The 17,409-nt window shown below is 62.4% G+C and carries 15 protein-coding genes, 2 tRNA genes and 1 pseudogene; 11 read left to right on the top strand and 7 right to left on the bottom strand.

What is annotated here, in order from left to right; all coding sequences use genetic code 11:
- The first annotated feature begins 173 nt into the window (after nt 1-173).
- The 6 genes from pgsA (at nt 174) to AC3WLT_RS05685 (ending at nt 3,393) form a co-directional block, all read left to right on the top strand.
- Nucleotides 174-764: a CDP-diacylglycerol--glycerol-3-phosphate 3-phosphatidyltransferase gene (pgsA, locus tag AC3WLT_RS05710; protein WP_492590936.1), complete on the top strand. Its 591-nt coding sequence runs from the start codon at nt 174-176 to the stop codon at nt 762-764.
- 216 nt (nt 765-980) lie between these two features.
- Nucleotides 981-1,056 (top strand) — tRNA-Gly (locus AC3WLT_RS05705).
- 104 nt (nt 1,057-1,160) lie between these two features.
- A tRNA-Cys gene (locus AC3WLT_RS05700) sits at nt 1,161-1,234 on the top strand.
- 180 nt (nt 1,235-1,414) lie between these two features.
- A complete protein-coding gene (locus AC3WLT_RS05695) occupies nt 1,415-1,819 on the top strand; it encodes a hypothetical protein (RefSeq protein WP_492590935.1) in 405 nt (134 codons plus the stop codon).
- Nucleotides 1,820-1,867: 48 nt separating this feature from the next.
- Complete coding sequence (locus AC3WLT_RS05690) at nt 1,868-2,626, top strand: TraB/GumN family protein (RefSeq protein ID WP_492590934.1); 759 nt, start codon at nt 1,868-1,870, stop codon at nt 2,624-2,626.
- Between the two features lie 272 nt (nt 2,627-2,898).
- Nucleotides 2,899-3,393, top strand: coding sequence for a GNAT family N-acetyltransferase (locus AC3WLT_RS05685; protein WP_492590933.1), 495 nt, complete (start codon nt 2,899-2,901; stop codon nt 3,391-3,393).
- A gap of 60 nt (nt 3,394-3,453) precedes the next feature.
- Here AC3WLT_RS05685 and AC3WLT_RS05680 read toward each other — a convergent pair whose 3' ends face one another.
- The 3 genes from AC3WLT_RS05680 to AC3WLT_RS05670 are packed head-to-tail and all read right to left on the bottom strand — an operon-like array spanning nt 3,454 to nt 5,400.
- Nucleotides 3,454-4,335 carry a cytochrome c oxidase assembly protein gene (locus tag AC3WLT_RS05680; RefSeq protein ID WP_492590932.1) on the bottom strand — a complete coding sequence of 294 codons (882 nt, stop codon included), beginning with the start codon at nt 4,333-4,335 and terminating at the stop codon, nt 3,454-3,456.
- 15 nt (nt 4,336-4,350) lie between these two features.
- A complete protein-coding gene (locus tag AC3WLT_RS05675) occupies nt 4,351-4,812 on the bottom strand; it encodes a copper chaperone PCu(A)C (protein ID WP_492590931.1) in 462 nt (153 codons plus the stop codon).
- A gap of 18 nt (nt 4,813-4,830) precedes the next feature.
- Entirely contained in the window at nt 4,831-5,400 is a 570-nt protein-coding gene (locus AC3WLT_RS05670; RefSeq protein ID WP_492591016.1) for an SCO family protein, read from the bottom strand.
- Between the two features lie 500 nt (nt 5,401-5,900).
- Between AC3WLT_RS05670 and otsB the strand changes: the two genes are divergently transcribed.
- On the top strand, nt 5,901-6,650 hold the full coding sequence (otsB, locus tag AC3WLT_RS05665; protein ID WP_492590930.1) for a trehalose-phosphatase: 750 nt from the start codon (nt 5,901-5,903) through the stop codon (nt 6,648-6,650).
- Between the two features lie 55 nt (nt 6,651-6,705).
- Entirely contained in the window at nt 6,706-8,166 is a 1,461-nt protein-coding gene (gene otsA, locus AC3WLT_RS05660; protein WP_492590929.1) for an alpha,alpha-trehalose-phosphate synthase (UDP-forming), read from the top strand.
- A 128-nt stretch (nt 8,167-8,294) separates the two neighbouring features.
- On the opposite strand, the gene AC3WLT_RS05655 is transcribed toward otsA, so the two are convergent.
- Nucleotides 8,295-10,130 (bottom strand): ABC transporter ATP-binding protein, encoded by a 1,836-nt coding sequence (locus AC3WLT_RS05655; protein ID WP_492590928.1) that lies wholly within the window; start codon nt 10,128-10,130, stop codon nt 8,295-8,297.
- Nucleotides 10,131-10,826: 696 nt separating this feature from the next.
- On the opposite strand from AC3WLT_RS05655, the gene AC3WLT_RS05650 reads away from it, so the two are divergent.
- The 3 genes from AC3WLT_RS05650 (at nt 10,827) to AC3WLT_RS05640 (ending at nt 13,637) form a co-directional block, all read left to right on the top strand.
- A complete protein-coding gene (locus AC3WLT_RS05650; protein ID WP_492590927.1) occupies nt 10,827-11,891 on the top strand; it encodes a glycosyltransferase family 4 protein in 1,065 nt (354 codons plus the stop codon).
- 267 nt (nt 11,892-12,158) lie between these two features.
- Nucleotides 12,159-13,013 carry a hypothetical protein gene (locus AC3WLT_RS05645; RefSeq protein WP_492590926.1) on the top strand — a complete coding sequence of 285 codons (855 nt, stop codon included), beginning with the start codon at nt 12,159-12,161 and terminating at the stop codon, nt 13,011-13,013.
- Nucleotides 13,014-13,172: 159 nt separating this feature from the next.
- A complete protein-coding gene (locus AC3WLT_RS05640; RefSeq protein WP_492590925.1) occupies nt 13,173-13,637 on the top strand; it encodes a DUF2214 family protein in 465 nt (154 codons plus the stop codon).
- Between the two features lie 47 nt (nt 13,638-13,684).
- Here the strand turns inward: AC3WLT_RS05640 and AC3WLT_RS05635 are convergent.
- From AC3WLT_RS05635 to AC3WLT_RS05625, 3 genes and pseudogenes are all read right to left on the bottom strand, one after another.
- Nucleotides 13,685-15,562: pseudogene (locus tag AC3WLT_RS05635) on the bottom strand (ABC transporter ATP-binding protein).
- A gap of 1,047 nt (nt 15,563-16,609) precedes the next feature.
- Nucleotides 16,610-16,999, bottom strand: a complete 390-nt coding sequence (locus tag AC3WLT_RS05630; RefSeq protein WP_492590924.1) for a hypothetical protein — start codon at nt 16,997-16,999, stop codon at nt 16,610-16,612.
- Nucleotides 17,000-17,002: 3 nt separating this feature from the next.
- On the bottom strand, nt 17,003-17,409 hold a 407-nt coding region (locus AC3WLT_RS05625), incomplete at its 5' end, for a hypothetical protein (RefSeq protein WP_492590923.1).

Below are 17,409 nucleotides of genomic sequence, written 5' to 3'. Positions count from 1 at the left end.
GATGCGATGGGGCTGCCCGGCGAGCGGCCGCCACGCAGCGCCAGGCAGAGCCGCGACGGGGCTACGAAGGGCGATGAACGGCGCGCGGGCCAAGCCCCGCGCGCCGCTTTGCTTGTGGCAGGCCTTGTGACACGGCACAATTGCATCTCCCTTGTCAGACGCTGCGCCTGCCCATGCCGTTTAACTTTCCGATTTTCCTGACTTGGCTGCGAATTGTCCTGATTCCGCTCGTCGTCGGGGTGTTTTATCTGCCCGACATGATGATGAGCCTCGCGCACCGCAACCTGGCTGCCGCGACGATCTTCGTTCTGGCGGCGCTCACCGACTGGTTCGACGGCTATCTGGCACGCAAATGGAATCAGACCTCGGCGTTCGGCGCTTTTCTCGACCCAGTCGCCGACAAGCTGATGGTGACGGCCGCGCTGCTGGTGCTGGTGCAACTCGCGCGGATCGATTCGGCGATCGCGCTGGTGATCGTCGGACGTGAAATCGCGATTTCGGCGCTGCGCGAATGGATGGCGCAGATAGGCGCGTCGAAGAGCGTCGCGGTGAATTCGCTCGGCAAGTTCAAGACCGCGTGTCAGATGGTCGCGATTCCGATGCTGCTGTTCTACGGTCCGCTGTCGTTCGGCGGCGTCTCTGTCGACACGCGCGTATGGGGATTGTGGCTGATCTATCTGGCCGCCTTCCTGACGATCTGGTCGATGCTTTATTACATGAAGCTCGCGTGGCCGCAGATCCGCGAGCGGGGCGGCGTTGCCTGAGGGGGCCTGAGTGCGTCTGAATTTTGGGGACTCGAAGCTCGGCTGCGGCGTGACGAAATCGTGAGTGAAATCTGTGCAGTTAAAGACATTCGCAAAAGGGGTTGACACGTTTCAGCCGTTTCTCCATAATCTCGTTTCTCCGATGCACGCAGTTCTAAACGTCGGTGGCAGTAAGAGTGAAGTAGCAGTAAATAAGGCAGTAGTTAGCAGCAATATGCGGGAGTAGCTCAGTTGGTAGAGCGCAACCTTGCCAAGGTTGAGGTCGCGAGTTCGAGCCTCGTCTCCCGCTCCACACATTAGGGGAAGCAACGCTTCCCTTTTTGTTTGGTGGTCTGGTCGTGCTGATCGGCCATCAGACAAATCTGTGAATCTGCAGCCAGGTTCCAGTCCGCTTGCGGCGCGATAGCAAAGCGGTTATGCAGCGGCCTGCAAAGCCGTTTAGGCCGGTTCGACTCCGGCTCGCGCCTCCAGTAGTTGATGAAGAGAAAAGCCCCGACACGTCGGGGCTTTTCTTTTTTCTATGCCTCATCGCTCATCGCGCTTCCCGTTCAAGGTCGCCGGTCACGGCGTTGCCTTGCACGTGTCCGCACGCTTTGCTGCTCCCGCCGCTATAGTGCGAAGGCGCCCAAGCCCGGCACTCCGACACCCACATGCGCATCCAAAATATCGAACGCCGCTCTTTCCACCCGCGCGTGATCTACGCTTTATGCCTCGTCGGCGCCACCTGGACGCACCTGCAAGTGGCCTTGGCCCACGGCCTCTGGTGGGACTACGGCGGCGCGGCGCCCGGCACGCGAATCTATTGGACCTCGCTGCTCTTCATCGATCCATTGACGGCGCTGCTCCTGCTGCTGAGCCCGCGAACCGGACTGATACTCTGCGTAGCCGTTATCGTGACGGATGTGGCGCACAATTCGTGGTTCGCACTACATCACCCGATCCGGATGGACCTGTACCTTTCGCAGATCGTGTTTCTGCTGTTCGTTGCACTCACGGTGCGTACAGCGTGGCGTGGCGCCGTTCGCCGACGCGTCGCGCCGCGCATTGCCGATTGAATTGTTCAACTGTCCAATCGCCTGCTTGCCCGCCAATACCGAGACCGCATGTATCTACAACTCACCGGCACCAACGTACGCCTGCTTGGCTCGATGCATCTATTCCCTGCAACGAACCGCCGGACGCCGCCATGGATTGCCGAGGCCTATGACCTGGCCGAGGAGCTGGTCTTCGAATCCGATCCGCCGACCATCCTGCCGTTTCTGAAAGCGCATTCGCGAAGCAGTGCGGATCAACTGCGTCCTTTGCTCTCCGCCGACGCCTGGAATCAGCTCCAGGCCGTATGGCCCGTCGACGGCCCGTTGGCGCCGCTCACCGATTTGCGGCCGTGGGCCGCGCTGATTGTCGCGCCGACGCTGTTTCAGCAGGTCGTCGAAGGCGTCGAGCCGCGCATGCTGCGTTCGGCGATCGCGCAAGGCAAACCGTATCGGTATCTCGAAACTGCGGAGGAAGTGGCGGCGTCGCTCGAGTCGATTCCGCTGGAAGCCGTCTCCGCCGCGCTCGGCTTGCTGATCTCCGATCTGAAGGAACCGCAGCGCACGCTCGAACGCATGCACGCGGCCTGGCTGCATGGCGATCTGCAAGCCGTGCACGAGATCGCTATCGAGTCGCCGATGTTCAACCTGCCCGGCATTCGCCACGCGATTCTCGATGCGCGCAATCGCGCGTGGGCGGAGCGTGTGACGGCAATGCTCGGGCGGCCGGAGCGGACGCTGGTGGTCGTCGGCGCGCTGCATTTGTGCGGTCCTGGAAATCTGATCGAGTGTCTCGCGCGCCCCGTCGAGCCGGTTTTCCTGGGCGCATAGTGGGTTTGCTGCGGGCGGGCGCACGAGCCGAACCTGGCGAAAAGCACACGGAATACACGCGACGTGCGAGAACCGGGCGCGTCCCGGCCGTGGTGGTTGAGCGCCACCGAAGCCAGGCCGCGCGTGCAAGCGATGCACCGCGTAATTCCGCGAGATTGGCGCGGCGTAGCCTGACCCACGAGATTTGCGCGGCATAGCCTAAGCCCGCCTGGCGCGGCATAATTCCGCATCGCCGCCGCCGCCCCGGTGCGCCCCCTTTTTGAAGCCTTCTCATGACCGAACCGCAGCACACCGCCGCCACGCCGCTGGCGCAACTCGAATGGTACTGGAAAGCCTTCGACGACCTTACCACCGCCGAAGTCTATGCAATGCTGGCCGCTCGGAGCGCGGTGTTCGTCGTCGAGCAGAACTGCCTTTATGCCGATATCGACGGGCTCGACACGGAGGCCTGGCACCTGTTCGCCTTCGGTCCGGGCGAGCGCCGTCCGCCGCTGGCAGGTTATCTCCGCGTGCTGCTGCCGGACGCGGGAGATACCGATATCCGCATCGGCCGCGTGCTGACGACAGCGGAGTTCCGCGGCATCGGACTCGGCAACGCGATGCTCGAACGCGCGCTGGCGCACATCCGGGCGCAGTGGCCCGGCACGCCGATCCGTTTGCATGCGCAGGCGCATCTGCAGGCTTTCTATGGCGCGTTCGGCTTTGCGCCGGTCTCGGACATTCACGAAGAGGACGGCATCCCGCACGTGTGGATGCGTTCGGTCTAAGCTTCGACGAAGCTAGGCGCAGGCGCGCCGGCCGCATTCAACGCTTTGGAAGTTCCAGCGTCAGCGTCGCGCGCTCGCGGCCACCGAGGGGGCTTGCGTCAAGCGTGGCGCGCCGGCGCCGCGTTCGCCACGCAGGCGTCCGCGCGCCGATAGCCGCATCCAGTGACGCAGTGCCAGCAGGGCGCCGATTACGCTCATCATCGAACCAGGAATCCACAGCAGCAGTCCGCCGATCTGCTGATCGCGCATCGGGCTCAGCCACGTGAAGGCGCGTCCGCAGATCGAATAGATCGGATACAACTCGCGCGGCGAAAAGAAAATGAATGCGCCGAGGATGATCTGCGGCGGAATCGCGGCGATCACCACCAGCACCCGCTTGCCGGGCGACAGCCGCGCCGGCGGAGCCGGGCGCGGATCGAGCACGAGCCACCAGAACAGCAGGCCGTCGATTACCATGCTCCAGTTCATCACGCGGTAGAGCCGCCAGTCGAGCATCGCCACGAAGTGAATCGGCGACATCAGCCAGAAATAAATCAGCCCAACGAACAATGTGACCGCAACCACCGGATGCATCACCACGTCGAGCACTTTGCGCACCACGCGGGTTTGCAATGCGGGCCGCACGAAGCGTTGGCGCCAGCTGAATGGAATGCCCGCACGCAATGCGGCGCCCGGATACGACAGCGCGATGAAGAAAGGCCCGAGATGATGCAGCACTAGATGCTGCGCACGATGCATGAAAAACTCATGCTCGAAGAAGTAATCGAGCCGCGTATGCAGCGCGATATACAACGCGGCCAGCCCGAACCAGAAGGAAATGCGCCGGGCGATCGATACCTTCGCCTTGTGTGCGCCACGCACAAACAGGATCGCGGGCACCAGCAATGCGATCACGACGGTCGGCGAGAACTCCCAGGGATCGAGCCAGTAGAGCAGGTTCATCGTGCGTCGTTGTTGTTACTTGGTCTGTGCGGGCGATTTGACGGTGAACGGCGTGTCGAGCGTTTCGCCGTCGGAGAACTTCAGCGTCAGATGCACGGTGTCGCCCGGCTTCACCGTATGCTTCGCGTCTTCGAGCATCACGTGGTAGCCGCCTGGCGCAATCGCGACCTGGCCGTGCGCGGGCACCGTCAGCTTGTCGACCATCACCATCTTTTGCGTCGAGCCGTTCGACACGGTTTGATGCAGCATCGCGCCACCATAGTCGTTACTGGAAATATCGACGAGGTCGATCGGCTTGTCGCTCGCGTTCACCAGCGTCACGTAGCCCGCGGCGGGCAGATTGTTCGGCAGCCAGCGAACCCACGCCTCCTTGGCGCTGATCGCTTGAGCGCCGGCCGCTTGCGCGCCTGGGGCGAAACCGAATGAAAGGGCGAGGGCGCAACTCAATGCGGCGAACGTCTTGATCTTGATCGACATGGGTGGACTCGGGAAAGGTCAGGAGCGGTCTTCAATGATACGGCGCAGGTCTTGTGCGATCGCACCGGGCGTGTCGTGATCGGTGGCCAGCAGGCGCGCATGGCCTTGGCGGTCGAACACGTAGACGGCGGAGCTATGCGTGACTTCGTAGTTGCCGTTGGGGTCGCGCTTTTCCATCTGATAGGCGACCCGGTAACGCTTGGCGAGCGATTCGATTTGCCAGTCGGTGCCGGTCAGCCCTTCGGCGTGTTGCGAGTCGAAGGCGCCGACGTAATCGCGCAAGGCCTTGGGCGTGTCGCGCGCCGGATCGACGGTGATGAACAGGATGTGCACCTTTTGCGCGTCCGGGCCGAGCTTGCCGAGCACCTGCATCAAACGGCCCATGGTCTCCGGGCAAACATCCGGACAATGCGTGTAGCCGAAGTAGACAAGCGACGTGCGGCCCTTGAATGAATCACCGCTGACGGGGCGGCCGTCGCCGCCGGTCAGCGAGAAATCCAGATCCGGCAAGTGGCCGGTCACGTTGGTCAACAGCCACGGTTCGGCGCGATGCGTGCAGCCGCTTAGCGCAGCCAGCGCGCCCACCATGACCGTCAGCGCGAACAGGCGCTTCGACCACGCGCGGTGGGGCGATGCAAGGTTCGGTTGCCGGCGTCGGGATGAGATGAGCGGGAACAAAGCGGGTATCAATGACTCTCTTGAAGAGCGGTACACGAAGTGGCGCGTGCAGGTCACGCACGACGCGATGCGTCAGCGCGCAAGCACGCTTCGCGCAAAGCGCACGGCCCGTCATAGTGTGCAAATATGGCCGTAACCGGACCGGCCTGCGTGGCTGCGACTGTATCGCAAAATGCCCGGAGGCGTCGCGCAGCGCCCGCTGGCGCGCGGTTTGCGAGGCAATTTGACGCAGGCGGCTGAAAGTTCGGTGAAGCCGGATGGTTCTCTTTTTGAACGAAATTCGCTGTGGCCTCGGCTCGCACGCCTCGGCCGGGCTTGTGTACTGGCTTACTTTCTCGAAAAATGGGTGGATGCGCGGTAAGATGCGCACACTTTTCCGGCCGCAGAAGGCTGAAAGGCAAAACTAACCGATGCAAGCACTTCCGGCAGTTCTGTCTCCGAGCGAGACGGTATTTTTCTTCGACTTCGACGGCACGCTCGTTGAACTCGCGCCCACGCCGGATGGCGTGCTGGTGCAACCCAAGGTCATCGTGCTGCTGACCGAGTTGCGGCGTCTGACGAACGGCGCGGTCGCGATCGTGTCGGGGCGCGGCATCGATAGTATCGACGCTTTCCTCGGCATGCCCGATCTGCCGATCGCCGGCCTGCACGGCGCCGAGCGGCGCGACGCGAACGGCGACACACAGCGCATCGGCTTTCACGACGAACGTTTGCTGCGCATGGAGCAGGTGCTCGCGCAGGTCGTCAATTCGAATCCCGGCATGCTGCTGGAGATCAAGGGCGCGGCGCTCGCGCTGCACTATCGCAATGCGCCGGATCGCGAGCCGGTGGCGCGCGAGGCAACCGGGCGGCTGGTCGCCGACTACGCCGGCTCTTATGTATTGCAGCCCGGCAAGATGGTCTATGAGATCAAACCCAAGGACGTCGACAAGGGCCGCGCGCTGCGCGCGTTTCTCGAGGAGCCGCCGTTCGTCGGCCGCTTTCCGGTGTTTGCCGGCGACGATCTGACCGACGAGAAAGGCTTTGTCGTCGTCAACGAACGCGGCGGCCTGTCGATCAAGGTCGGCGCGGGCGACACGATGGCGCATACGCGCGTCGAGTCGGTTTCCGCATTGCTCGAATGGCTGGAGTCGATTGTCGCGGCGGCGCGCGGAGCATGATGACTGCGCCGTATCGCTCAACATACTTAACGCACTGCATCGGGAATCGCGCTTCATGAGCCGACTGATCATCGTATCGAACCGGGTCGCGCCGATCTCGGAAGGCGGCCCGGCGGCCGGTGGGCTGGCGGTCGGCGTGTACGACGCGCTGAAGGAAACCGGCGGCATGTGGTTCGGCTGGAGCGGCGACGTGCTCAGCTCGGGCCAGCCGCAGATCAAGGTCGAAGAGCGCGGGCCGGTAACCTTCGCGACCATCGCGCTGATGCGGCGCGACTACGACCAGTATTACCGCGGCTTCTCGAACGCAACGCTATGGCCCGCGTTCCACTATCGCGCCGATCTGCTGCATTACGATCGTCACGATTTCGAAGGCTACTGTCGCGTCAATGCATGGCTCGCGCGGCAACTCGTGCCGCTCTTGCGCGAGGATGACGTGATCTGGGTCCACGACTATCACCTGATTCCATTTGCGCAAGCGTTGCGCGCTGCCGGTGTGAAGAATCGCATTGGCTTCTTTCTGCATATTCCGTTTCCGGCTTCGCAGGTTCTGCTGGCGGTGCCGCCGCATCGCGAACTGGTTGAAGCGCTGTGTTCGTTCGATCTGCTCGGCTTCCAGACCGCGCCGGATCTGCGCGCGTTCTGCGATTACATCGTCAACGAGGCGAACGGCACAGTCGATGTATCGGCGAGTGGCCCGCTGACCGTTCACGCGTTCGGCCGCACGCTGCGTGCGGCGGCTTACCCGATCGGCGTGTATCCGGACGAGATCGCCGAGCTCGCGAAAGCGGGCGAGCGTGGCAAACCGGTGCGTACGATGAAGGCGACGCTGCATTCGCGCAAGCTGATCATGAGCGTGGACCGGCTCGATTATTCGAAGGGGCTGGTCGAGCGTTTTCGCGCGTTCGAGCGCCTGCTCGAACACGCGACCGCGCAGCGCAACAAGGTGTCGTTCCTGCAAATCGCACCGCCGACGCGTGCCGACATGAACGCCTACCAGGACATTCGCGTGCAGCTCGAAGGCGAGTCGGGCCGCATCAACGGCCGCTTTGCCGAGCTCGACTGGACGCCGATTCTCTACATCCACAAGCAGTACGAGCGTTCGGTGCTGGCCGCGCTGTTTCGCACCGCGCACGTCGGCTACGTCACACCGTTGCGCGACGGCATGAACCTCGTTGCGAAGGAGTACGTGTCGGCGCAGGATCCCGGGAATCCCGGCGTGCTGGTGCTGTCGCGCTTTGCGGGCGCGGCGCAGGAGCTGGACGGCGCGCTGATCGTCAATCCGGTCGATATCGACGGCATGGCCGACGCGCTGGCCACGGCGCTGCAGATGCCGCTCGCGGAGCGCCAGGCGCGTCACCGCGACATGATGGTGCAGTTGCGCGAGAACAATGTGTCGGTGTGGCGCGATAACTTCATGCGCGATCTGCAGAGCGTCAACGGTGCAAAGAGCACCAGAACCGTGAAGGTGCGGGCTGGATCAGGCAAGAAAGCGGTGCGCGAAACGTTGGCCGAATAAGCCGCTATAAAGGCCGTTCGCGGCTACGTTGGAAAACAAAAAGCCGCTCGAAAGCGGCTTTTTGTTGGCGATGCGTGTTGCACAAACGGCGGCACACAAACGGCGGCACAAAAACGGCGCCGCGCAGTTCAAACCACGTGCTGCTCGTCGACCTTCTTGCCGCCGATATGCAGCGTCGTGCCTTTGCCATATTGCTTCGAAAGCAGGTCGCGATACAGACCCGGACGCGAGCGCAGCTCTTCCGGGCTGCCGTCATCGATGACTTTGCCCGAGCTCATCACGATGATCCGGTCGAAGTTGTTCAGCGTCGACAGCCGGTGCGCGATTGCAATCACCGTGCGGCCCACCATCAGCCGGTCGAGCGCCTTCTGGATCGCTTCTTCCGACGCGCTGTCGAGCGCCGAGGTGGCTTCGTCGAGCAGCAGGATCGGTGCGTTTTTCAGAATCGCCCGCGCAATCGCGATCCGCTGGCGCTGACCGCCGGACAGCTTTACCCCGCGATCGCCGACGATCGTATCGAAACCTTCCGGCATCGCTTCGATGAAATCCGTGCAGCGGGCTTCGCGCGCGGCCGCCATGACCTCTTCGCGGGTCGCCTCAGGCCGGCCGTACGCGATGTTCTCGTACACCGTGCGATGGAACAGCGAGATATCCTGCGGCACCAGCGCGATCGCATGGCGCAGGCTGTCCTGGGTGATCGAGGCGATGTCCTGGCCATCGATCCTGATCGCGCCGCCTTGCGTTTCGTAGAAGCGCTGCAGCAATGCGAGCACGGTGGATTTGCCCGCGCCCGATTTGCCGATCAGGCCGACCCGTTGGCCCGGTTCGATATGCAGATCGAAGTGGTCGAGAATCGGCCGGCGGCGCGGATAGGCGAACGTCGCGCCTTCGAAATTGACCCGGCCGCCTTGCGGCACGAGTTCGGTCGCGTCATTGCGGTCCGGCATGCCGTGCGGTTCGAGCAGCGTGCGCACCGCCTCCGCGAGCCGTGCGACGTGTTGCGTCACGTCGACGAGCGCCACGGCCAGATCGCGCGTGCCGTGCAAAATCGTAAAGCCGAGCGAGCTGACCAGCACGATGTCGCCGGAGGTCGCCTTGCCCTGATCCCACAGCCACAGCGCCCAGCCCAGCAAGCCGGCCGACAGCAGCGCAGTGATCACCGCGTGCAGCAGGCGCAGCTTTTCCAGATACAGCAGGCTCTGCTGGCGCGCATCCATTTCCGCCTTGACCGTCGCGCCGAAACGCTGCTGTTCGCGAAACGTCATGCCGAAGGCGCGCACGAGGCCCATGTTGCTGATCACGTCGACCAGCTCGCCGTCCACCGACGCCGCTTTGGTCGCGAAGTGGTGATGCCGTGCCGAACCGCGTCCGGCGAGCTTGTAAAGCACGACCGACAGAATGGCCGAGCACAGCATCAGGCCGGCCGCCATAAGCGGATTCACGGCGATGATCATCACGATCGCGCCGAGCACGGCAATACAAGGCGGCAGCACGTTCCACGCGGTGGTGTTCTCGGCGGTGTACACCGCGTTCGAGGTTGCCGTGATGCGGCTTGCGAGCATGCCCGGCTGCTTCTCGGCGTAGTAGGTAGGCGAATGGCCGCTCAAATACTGGAAGAGATCGCGCCGCAAGTCGCCCGTAACGGCGACGAAGGTATGCGCGGCGAACCAGCCGCCGACCCGCCACAGCAGGTTGTCGGCGGCGATCAGACCGACGAGGATGGCGAACGCCCCCCACAGCGGACCGGGATGATGCCGGCCTTCGCCGAGCACGTCGATCAGGTGTTTGATCGCGTATTGCGAAGCGAGCGCACAGCCCACGGCCGCAATCACGCTGCACAGGACGATCGCATGCGCGAGCGGGTGGCGGCGGATAAAGCGGAAAAGAAACGCAAGCGGCCGATGCGCATAGCTCGCAAGCTTTGCGTTCTGGGCATTACGCTGGGCAATGGTTGAGTGTTCCAATTGATCGTGAGGTCGGAGTGTTTCGGGTTGTGCAAGCAAAGCATGGGCCACGGCGAATAGCTCGCCGCGAAGCCGATGCTTCGCATTGTAAACATGCAAAAGCGATTACGCCCTGGGTATCCGGCGTGCTGACGCGACTGATTTCGCGATAGACCACCGCGACCTGTTATTGCTCGACCCGCCAACAGGCCGGTGGTTCACGCAGGCTGCGGAATATTTCTGGATATAATTACAAGTTGCATACAATTTTGCCGATGCATTTCTTCAATGCGTGCCGGCAAAGTTGACGCAAGAGCTTACAGAGCCGCGTTCGACGTTCCGCGTTGCAAGCCAGTGGCTACTCTAGAACTGTCTTATAAAACAAGGGTTTGCAAAGTGTTTCGCCTTTGTAACAACGTAAAGACTTTGAAATGTTGTGGTGCAGCGCGAATTCCGGCACTGATAATGCATGCTCCGTTGGCCCAGCGAAATATCTGACAGTTTGTCAACGTAGGTGGCATATGTGCGTTTACCGGCACATGCGCAGACGGTGACGACATCGATCTGGGCTCACTACCCAAGCGATCCATCGCAGGATTTCTCGAAAGAAACAGGCCCGTGCCGGGATCAACCGGCCAGACTGCCCTGGCGAGCAAGCGAGTCGCTTTTAACCAAACGCAGTACCTTTGCCTGATTTTTTACGAGGAGTTCTCCATTATGCGAATCGCTCAAATCGCTCCGTTGCACGAGGCGGTTCCTCCCAAGCTGTATGGCGGCACGGAACGTGTGGTGTCCTACCTGACCGAAGCGCTGGTCGAACAGGGCCATGACGTGACGCTTTTTGCGAGCGGCGATTCACAGACCTCGGCGAAACTCGAAGCATTCTGGCCGCAAGCGTTGCGCCTCGACCCGACGATCCGCGACGTGATGGCGCCGCACATGTTGCTGCTCGAAGAAGTGCGCCGCCGCGCGGACGAATTCGACGTGCTGCATTTCCACATCGATTACTACCCGTTCTCGCTGTTCGCCCGTCAACCGGTGCCGTTCCTGACCACGTTGCATGGCCGCCTGGATCTGCCGGAACTGCAGCCCATCTTCAATACGTTCAGCGACGTGCCGGTGGTGTCGATTTCGGACAACCAGCGCATCCCGTTGCAACAGGCCAACTGGCTGCAAACCGTCTATCACGGCCTGCCGGAAAACCTGCTCACGCCGATCAAGGACGTGAAGCCGAGCTACCTCGCGTTCCTCGGCCGTATTTCGCCGGAAAAGCGTCTGGACACGGCGATCCGCATCGCTGAGCAGGCCGGTATGCCGATCAAGGTCGCCGCCAAGCTCGACAAGGCCGACCGCGCGTATTACGACGAAGTGATCAAGCCGCTGATGTCGCTGCCGCACGTCGAATACATCGGCGAAATCAGCGAAGCCGAAAAGACCGAGTTCCTCGGCAATGCGCATGCGCTGCTGTTCCCGATCGACTGGCCGGAGCCCTTTGGTCTGGTGATGATCGAGGCCATGGCTTGCGGTACGCCGGTGATCGCGTTCAATCGCGGTTCGGTGCCGGAAGTGATCGAAAACGGCGTGTCGGGCTTTGTCGTCGAAGACGAAATCAGCGCGGTCGCCGCCGTGAAGCGTCTGCACACGCTGCCGCGCGCCAAGGTGCGCCAGGCGTTCGAGTCGCGCTTCTCGTCGAAGGTCATGGCGCAGAACTACGTCGCCACCTATGAAGAGCTGCTGCGTCAGAAGCACCGCACGGTGCTGCGCGAAGTCAACGCGGGCTAATCGACGCTACGACACTAGCAAATGGCTTAATCGGTAAAAGCAGTAGAAGCCGGCTTGCGGAGCGCTTCCGGGCGACGCCGCCAGCCACCAGCAACGCCCCGCGTGCGTCATGCACGCGGGGCGTTGTTGCATGCGCGCCGCGTTTTTCCGCGTGAGCGGCAGAAAGTACGGTTTTCGGGCCGGCAAGCATGAGCCACTCTCCGTAATATCCCTATAATGGCCGTGCCGCAAAATTGGCTGCGGCGCCGCCGACGACAGGAGGATGCCTTGGCGAGAACGAAAGAGACGCGTGCGAACGCGGCGCCCGGCGCCGGAACGATTTTCGCGCTGCGCGCCATCGGTCTCGTGCTCCTCGCTCGCTGGCTTTTTTCGATGGCGCAGATGGATCTGAGCGCGTCGCTGGTAGCGATGCTGTCGTCGCCGTGGGCGTGCATCAATCTGGTCTTCCTGTTCCTGCTGATCTTCCTGCCGGGCGCGCGCGCGGTGGCCGAGCGGCCGTTTCATCCGTTGCCGCAATGGCTGCGGCAGGCGCTGCGTCTGTTCGCTTTCCTGGGATTCCTGTTCGCGGCCTGGTCGGTCGGCGCCTTTGCGGCGAGCGCGGGCTGGCGGCGCGCCGCGCAAGCGGTGGCGGCCACCAATGGCTGGCTGCTGGCCGCGCCGGTGTTGTACGCGGCGGTCGTGTGGATCTGCCGGCCGCGCGCGTTGTGGCGCACCAATATCGCCGCGCGGCGCTTCGCGATCGGCCGCTATGCGGTCGCGCTCGATCCGGCGACGCGCACGGTGGTCGTATGGGCCGAGCGTCGCAAGGTCGGTCAGTACGATGCACGCGAGTTGTCCGTGCGTTGGCCGGCGGGGCAGGGCATGACAAGCCCGCCGACACCGACGCCCGCGGTGGCTTTCGGCGCCGCCGGCGAGCCGGGTGTGGCTCCGGTGCCGGTCAGGACAGCTGCCGCGGCTTCGCTTGCGCGCGACGGTTTCGGCCGGCGGCCGAAAATCGAATTGCTGTGGGATTCGCCGGCTGCGGCGGGTCACAACCGGCAAACCGTGTTCCGCGCCGCGCTCGCTACCGAAGGCGATCGGGTCGCCGCTCGGGCGCTCGATACATTGCTGCGGCAAGTTTGAATCCGGCGGTGAAAGCGATCGGCCGCGCCTGCGGTCCAGGCATGCTTAGCGTAAGCCCATACTGAGCATCAATGAGGCAACACCGCCCGGCGCGCCCAGTGCGAACGCCGGCGAGTGGGAAATACATCGATCGTGTCGCGTCCTTTTACGGGAGTCGCTATGCTGGTTCGCTGGTTGCTTGCCGCTGTTCACCTGCTTGCTTATGGTCTTGCGCTTGCGTCGATTCTCCGGCGCACCTGGGCGTTGCGCCGCGCCACCGTACCTGCCGCGTTGCGCTCGGTATTTCGCGCCGACACAGGGTGGGGCATCTCGGCACTATTGCTGATCGTCACCGGATTGATGCGCGCGTTCGGCGGCTTCGAGAAGGGCGCCGATTACTACCTGCATGAGCCGCTCTTTCACGTCAAGATGACGCTGCTCGTGCTGATCCTCGTCCTCGAAATCGCGCCGATGCTCGCGCTGATGCGTTGGCGCGCCGCACTCCGCAAAGGCAGTCCGCCGGATCTGCGGCGAGCGCGCAGGTTCGCGCACATCAGCGTGATCCAGACGGTGCTTTTGATTGCGATGGTGTTCGCTGCATCTGGGATGGCGCGCGGCATCGGGCTGCCGACGGGCGTGGTCTAGAACTGTGAGTGTGCGGAACGCATGACGTCCCGCACATTTAAAGCAATTTACTTCCCCACCAGCAACGTCGAATCGTCCATCCGATTCGCCTTCACGCCAGCGGTTTTGTGCGTGACATCCGAATCGGTCAATCCCTTGATCAGCTCCAGCGCCTGACGTTCGAACAAGCGCCGGTACAGGCCGTTCTCGAGCTTGATCAGCGTCTCGTGGTTGCCTTCCTCGATGATCTTGCCCTTGTCCAGCACCAGCAGCCTGTCGAGCGCTCACACGGTGGAAAGACGGTGGGCCACCACCAATGTCGTGCGGCCCATCATCAACCGTTCCATCGCCTGCTGGATCAGCACTTCGCTTTCGCTGTCGAGACTCGACGTCGCTTCGTCCAGAATCAGGATCGGCGCGTCGGCAAGGAACGCCCGCGCGATAGCAACCCGCTGACGTTCGCCGCCCGAGAGTTTGACGCCATGTTCACCCACCAGCGTGTCGTAACCGTCAGGCAGCGCCGCGATGAAGCCATGGGCGCTGGCGAGCCTTGCCGCGCGTTCGATCTCCGCGCGGCTCGTGCCGGGCCGCGCATACGCGATGTTCTCGGCAAGCGACCGGTGAAACAGCACGGGCTCCTGCTGGACGATCGCAATCTGATTGCGCAACGACGCCTGCTGCGCGTGGGCGATGTCCTGACCGTCGATCGTGATCCTGCCTTCCGAGATGTCGTAAAGCCGCTGGATCAGCTTGATGAACGTCGTCTTGCCTGAGCCGGAATGCCCGACCAGCCCCACGCGTTCGCCAGGCGCAATGCGCACGGAGAAATCGTCATAGAGCGGCTTGGCGCTCGCGCCATAGTGGAAGGTGACATGTTCGAAGCGGATTTCGCCCTTGCCGATCGAGATCGGACCAGCACCGGTCCGGTCTTCGATGCCGAGCGACTGACTCTCCAGCGACACCAGTTCTTCCATATCGTTGACCGAGCGTTGAAGGTTGCGGATATGCATGCCCACTTCGCGCAGATAGCCTTGCAGCATGAAGAACATCGTCAGCGCGAACGTGATGTCGCCGACGCTCGCTTCGCCACGCGCCCACAGCAGCAGCGCCGCACCGAGGATCGCGGCCTGGATCGTCACCAGCATGCCGCCTTGCACGCCGCCGTTGATCGTGCCGCGCATCCACGTGCGGCGTGTGCGATGGCGCCACTTGCCGATCACGCGGGCCAGCAGTACTTCTTCGCGGTCTTCGGCGCCGAATGCCTTTACCACACCGTTGCAACTGACCGCATCGGCGAGCGCGCCGCCCATGCGCGTATCCCACGCGTTCGCAAGGCGCGCGGCAGGCGCGACAAAGCCGAGCGACAGCGCAACGGTCACCGCGATATACAGCAATGAGCCAAGACCGACGACCGCGCCCATGACGGGCCAGCGCACGCCCAGCAAAATCGTTGCGCCGACCAGCATGACCAGCGACGGAAACAGCGCGATCAGCAGCGTGTCGTTGAGCAGATCCAGCGCCCACATGCCGCGGGTGATTTTGCGCACCGTGGACCCGGCGAAGCTGTTGGCGTGCCAGTCGGTCGAAAAACGCTGCACGCGATGGAACGCGTTCGCGGCGGTCTCGCTCATCATCTTGAGCGTCAGTTTGATGATGTTGAAGAACACGCCTTGGCGCAGCAGCGTCGCGCCGAGCCCGAGCGCGGTCAGCACGCAGAAGGCCGTGATCGCCGCGTGCCAGGCGCTGTCGTTGCCGGCCGGGCCGGATGCGATTGCGTCGGCGAGCCGTCCGGCAAACATTGGCGTGAGCACGTCAGCCAAGGCTGAGAACAGCACCAGCACGGTAATGACGAAGATGCGCCAGGGCTGCCGGGCCCAGTGACGGAAGGTGAAGCCGAGGACGTCCTTGAAGGCTTGTCCGCGAAAGTCGAGTTTTTTTCTGGTCATTTGCCACGACCCGGCGGCGTAAGAGCGCACCGAGTTTCCAGTCAGGAGCGAAAAGGCGAGACAGTCGAACGGCGCCAGAACGCACTGGCGAAAAGACTACGGACTGTCTGGAAATTGCGCGGGACGCCTGGTCAGGCAGAGCCGCGTGAGCGACGACTTAAGGTCGCGAGAATGATCGCGAGACCATGCCAGGGACGGCGATATGCACTGTGAACATGTGACGCCTCCCTGTAGTCGATGAGGTGAAGAGGAAGTAAGGCGGGGCGAGTGCCCGAAAACTGACTATATCAGCACTGTTAAGCGATCGCAATCGTACGAAGATTCGCTGTTGACTGCGAACTGGGGCAGTGCGCTCGCGTTGCTACGTGCCGATGTGATCACCGCGACATGGGATGCGATATCGCGCAAAAAAATCGCACAAAAGAAAAGGGCTCGCGTATTTCTACGCAAGCCCTTTATTCTTCGGTGATCGACACACCAAGATTCTGGTGGGTAGTACTGGGATCGAACCAGTGACCCCTGCCGTGTGAACCGCTATCTAGCCCAGACACCAATAGCCATTGTAGCGTCACATCTTTGATTCTGTGAGGCTTTTTCCTCCCTCATTTCTTCTCAATTCTCTTCAGCATTGCATTCGCGTCCGCCGTTCTTCCGCCGTCCCACTAGCTGTAGCTGCTTGCAATCCAAACCGGCTGTGCTTGCAATCGACGCAGATTTTCTGCTCGAAATAACTGCAACTGACGGGGCGCGCGTGCTCGGATAATCTGCAGCCGTGCTTGCATTCAGCCGGGCATGCTTGCATTCCATCGCCCCGTACTCACATTGACTGCAACTGACGCGGATCAAAACTGAGCCGCCGCGACGGGCAGTAGACGACCCAACTCAGTTACTGGACCACGCGCCATATCAATGACGGCTTCCAAGGTTACAACGGCCATTCCTGGCTTTGTGGGAACGCCAGTCGGCAAGTTCTCGGCCAATCTCTAGACAATTTCGCTGCGAAAAGTGGCCGTTTCGTTTACCTGTGCCTGGTCTGGTCTGGCACATTCAGCTCACGCTATTGCCGGACCCGACGATTTGCGTCACCTTGCTATTGTCCCCAGACACATTTGCGTTCTGGCTGGTGCCCGTTGCCGGCTGAGATTCGGCCACCCACCGCTGCAGAAACGCTGCCAACGCTGGATCGTCGGCAAGCGCCTTGCGCAACTGCATGGTGAGCGCTCCCTGTGCGGCGGCGTCGTCGGGTTGTGCGGCCAGGTCGTCCAGTGCTTCCCTAGCGCCTTTGTGGTTGAGCCGTTCCTTCAGCTTGTCGAAGAACATGCTTGCGGATGATTTGCCAAGCTCCTCGACACCTTTTTCGGCGGCCGTCTTCAGCAGCGGTGTAAGTGCGGCCACCGCCGATGAGGCCAGGGTGGTCAGCGTTGCGATGTCCAGCATGGTTCACTCCTTGTCAACAAGGTAAGGCAGCATCGGCTCCAGTAGCTCGCGGTCTGGTACGCACGCTGCCGATTCACACAGTTGTAAGTAACCGCGACCCACCGCCTTTATCAATCCGGCGTGGGCGTTGGAGTGGCGAAGGGATTCGGGCGCAAGTGTCACGATGGCCTCCCGCGCAAACTGCAGTGCCTCGGTTGCGCCGCTGACATCGCGGGTTCGAAGTGCCAACACCATCAGAGATTTCGCTAGGTCGGGCCGGAACATGTCGGGCTGCTGGGCGGCGAGTTCGCGGAAGAGCTTGGACGCCTCCTGGGCGGCCTGCAGGGCGGACTCGTGCTGTCCGACTTCACTGCGCATCCAGGCCAGGTTGTGCAACGACTTCGCCAGGTCGGGCCGGAATATGTCGGGCT

It is taken from the genome of Paraburkholderia sp. FW306-2-2C-D06C (genome assembly GCF_058781505.1).
Note: the sequence above shows the minus strand (reverse complement) of the source record. Positions and strands in the feature narration are given on the sequence as shown.

Bases quoted from the DNA above. Each gene is read 5' to 3' on its own strand.
- pgsA (WP_492590936.1), top strand. From the start codon at position 174: ATGCCGTTTAACTTTCCGATTTTCCTGACTTGGCTGCGAATTGTCCTG.
- AC3WLT_RS05695 (WP_492590935.1), top strand. From the start codon at position 1,415: ATGCGCATCCAAAATATCGAACGCCGCTCTTTCCACCCGCGCGTGATC.
- AC3WLT_RS05690 (WP_492590934.1), top strand. From the start codon at position 1,868: ATGTATCTACAACTCACCGGCACCAACGTACGCCTGCTTGGCTCGATG.
- AC3WLT_RS05685 (WP_492590933.1), top strand. From the start codon at position 2,899: ATGACCGAACCGCAGCACACCGCCGCCACGCCGCTGGCGCAACTCGAA.
- AC3WLT_RS05680 (WP_492590932.1), bottom strand. From the start codon at position 4,335: ATGAACCTGCTCTACTGGCTCGATCCCTGGGAGTTCTCGCCGACCGTC.
- AC3WLT_RS05675 (WP_492590931.1), bottom strand. From the start codon at position 4,812: ATGTCGATCAAGATCAAGACGTTCGCCGCATTGAGTTGCGCCCTCGCC.
- AC3WLT_RS05670 (WP_492591016.1), bottom strand. From the start codon at position 5,400: ATGGTGGGCGCGCTGGCTGCGCTAAGCGGCTGCACGCATCGCGCCGAA.
- otsB (WP_492590930.1), top strand. From the start codon at position 5,901: ATGCAAGCACTTCCGGCAGTTCTGTCTCCGAGCGAGACGGTATTTTTC.
- otsA (WP_492590929.1), top strand. From the start codon at position 6,706: ATGAGCCGACTGATCATCGTATCGAACCGGGTCGCGCCGATCTCGGAA.
- AC3WLT_RS05650 (WP_492590927.1), top strand. From the start codon at position 10,827: ATGCGAATCGCTCAAATCGCTCCGTTGCACGAGGCGGTTCCTCCCAAG.
- AC3WLT_RS05640 (WP_492590925.1), top strand. From the start codon at position 13,173: ATGCTGGTTCGCTGGTTGCTTGCCGCTGTTCACCTGCTTGCTTATGGT.
- AC3WLT_RS05630 (WP_492590924.1), bottom strand. From the start codon at position 16,999: ATGCTGGACATCGCAACGCTGACCACCCTGGCCTCATCGGCGGTGGCC.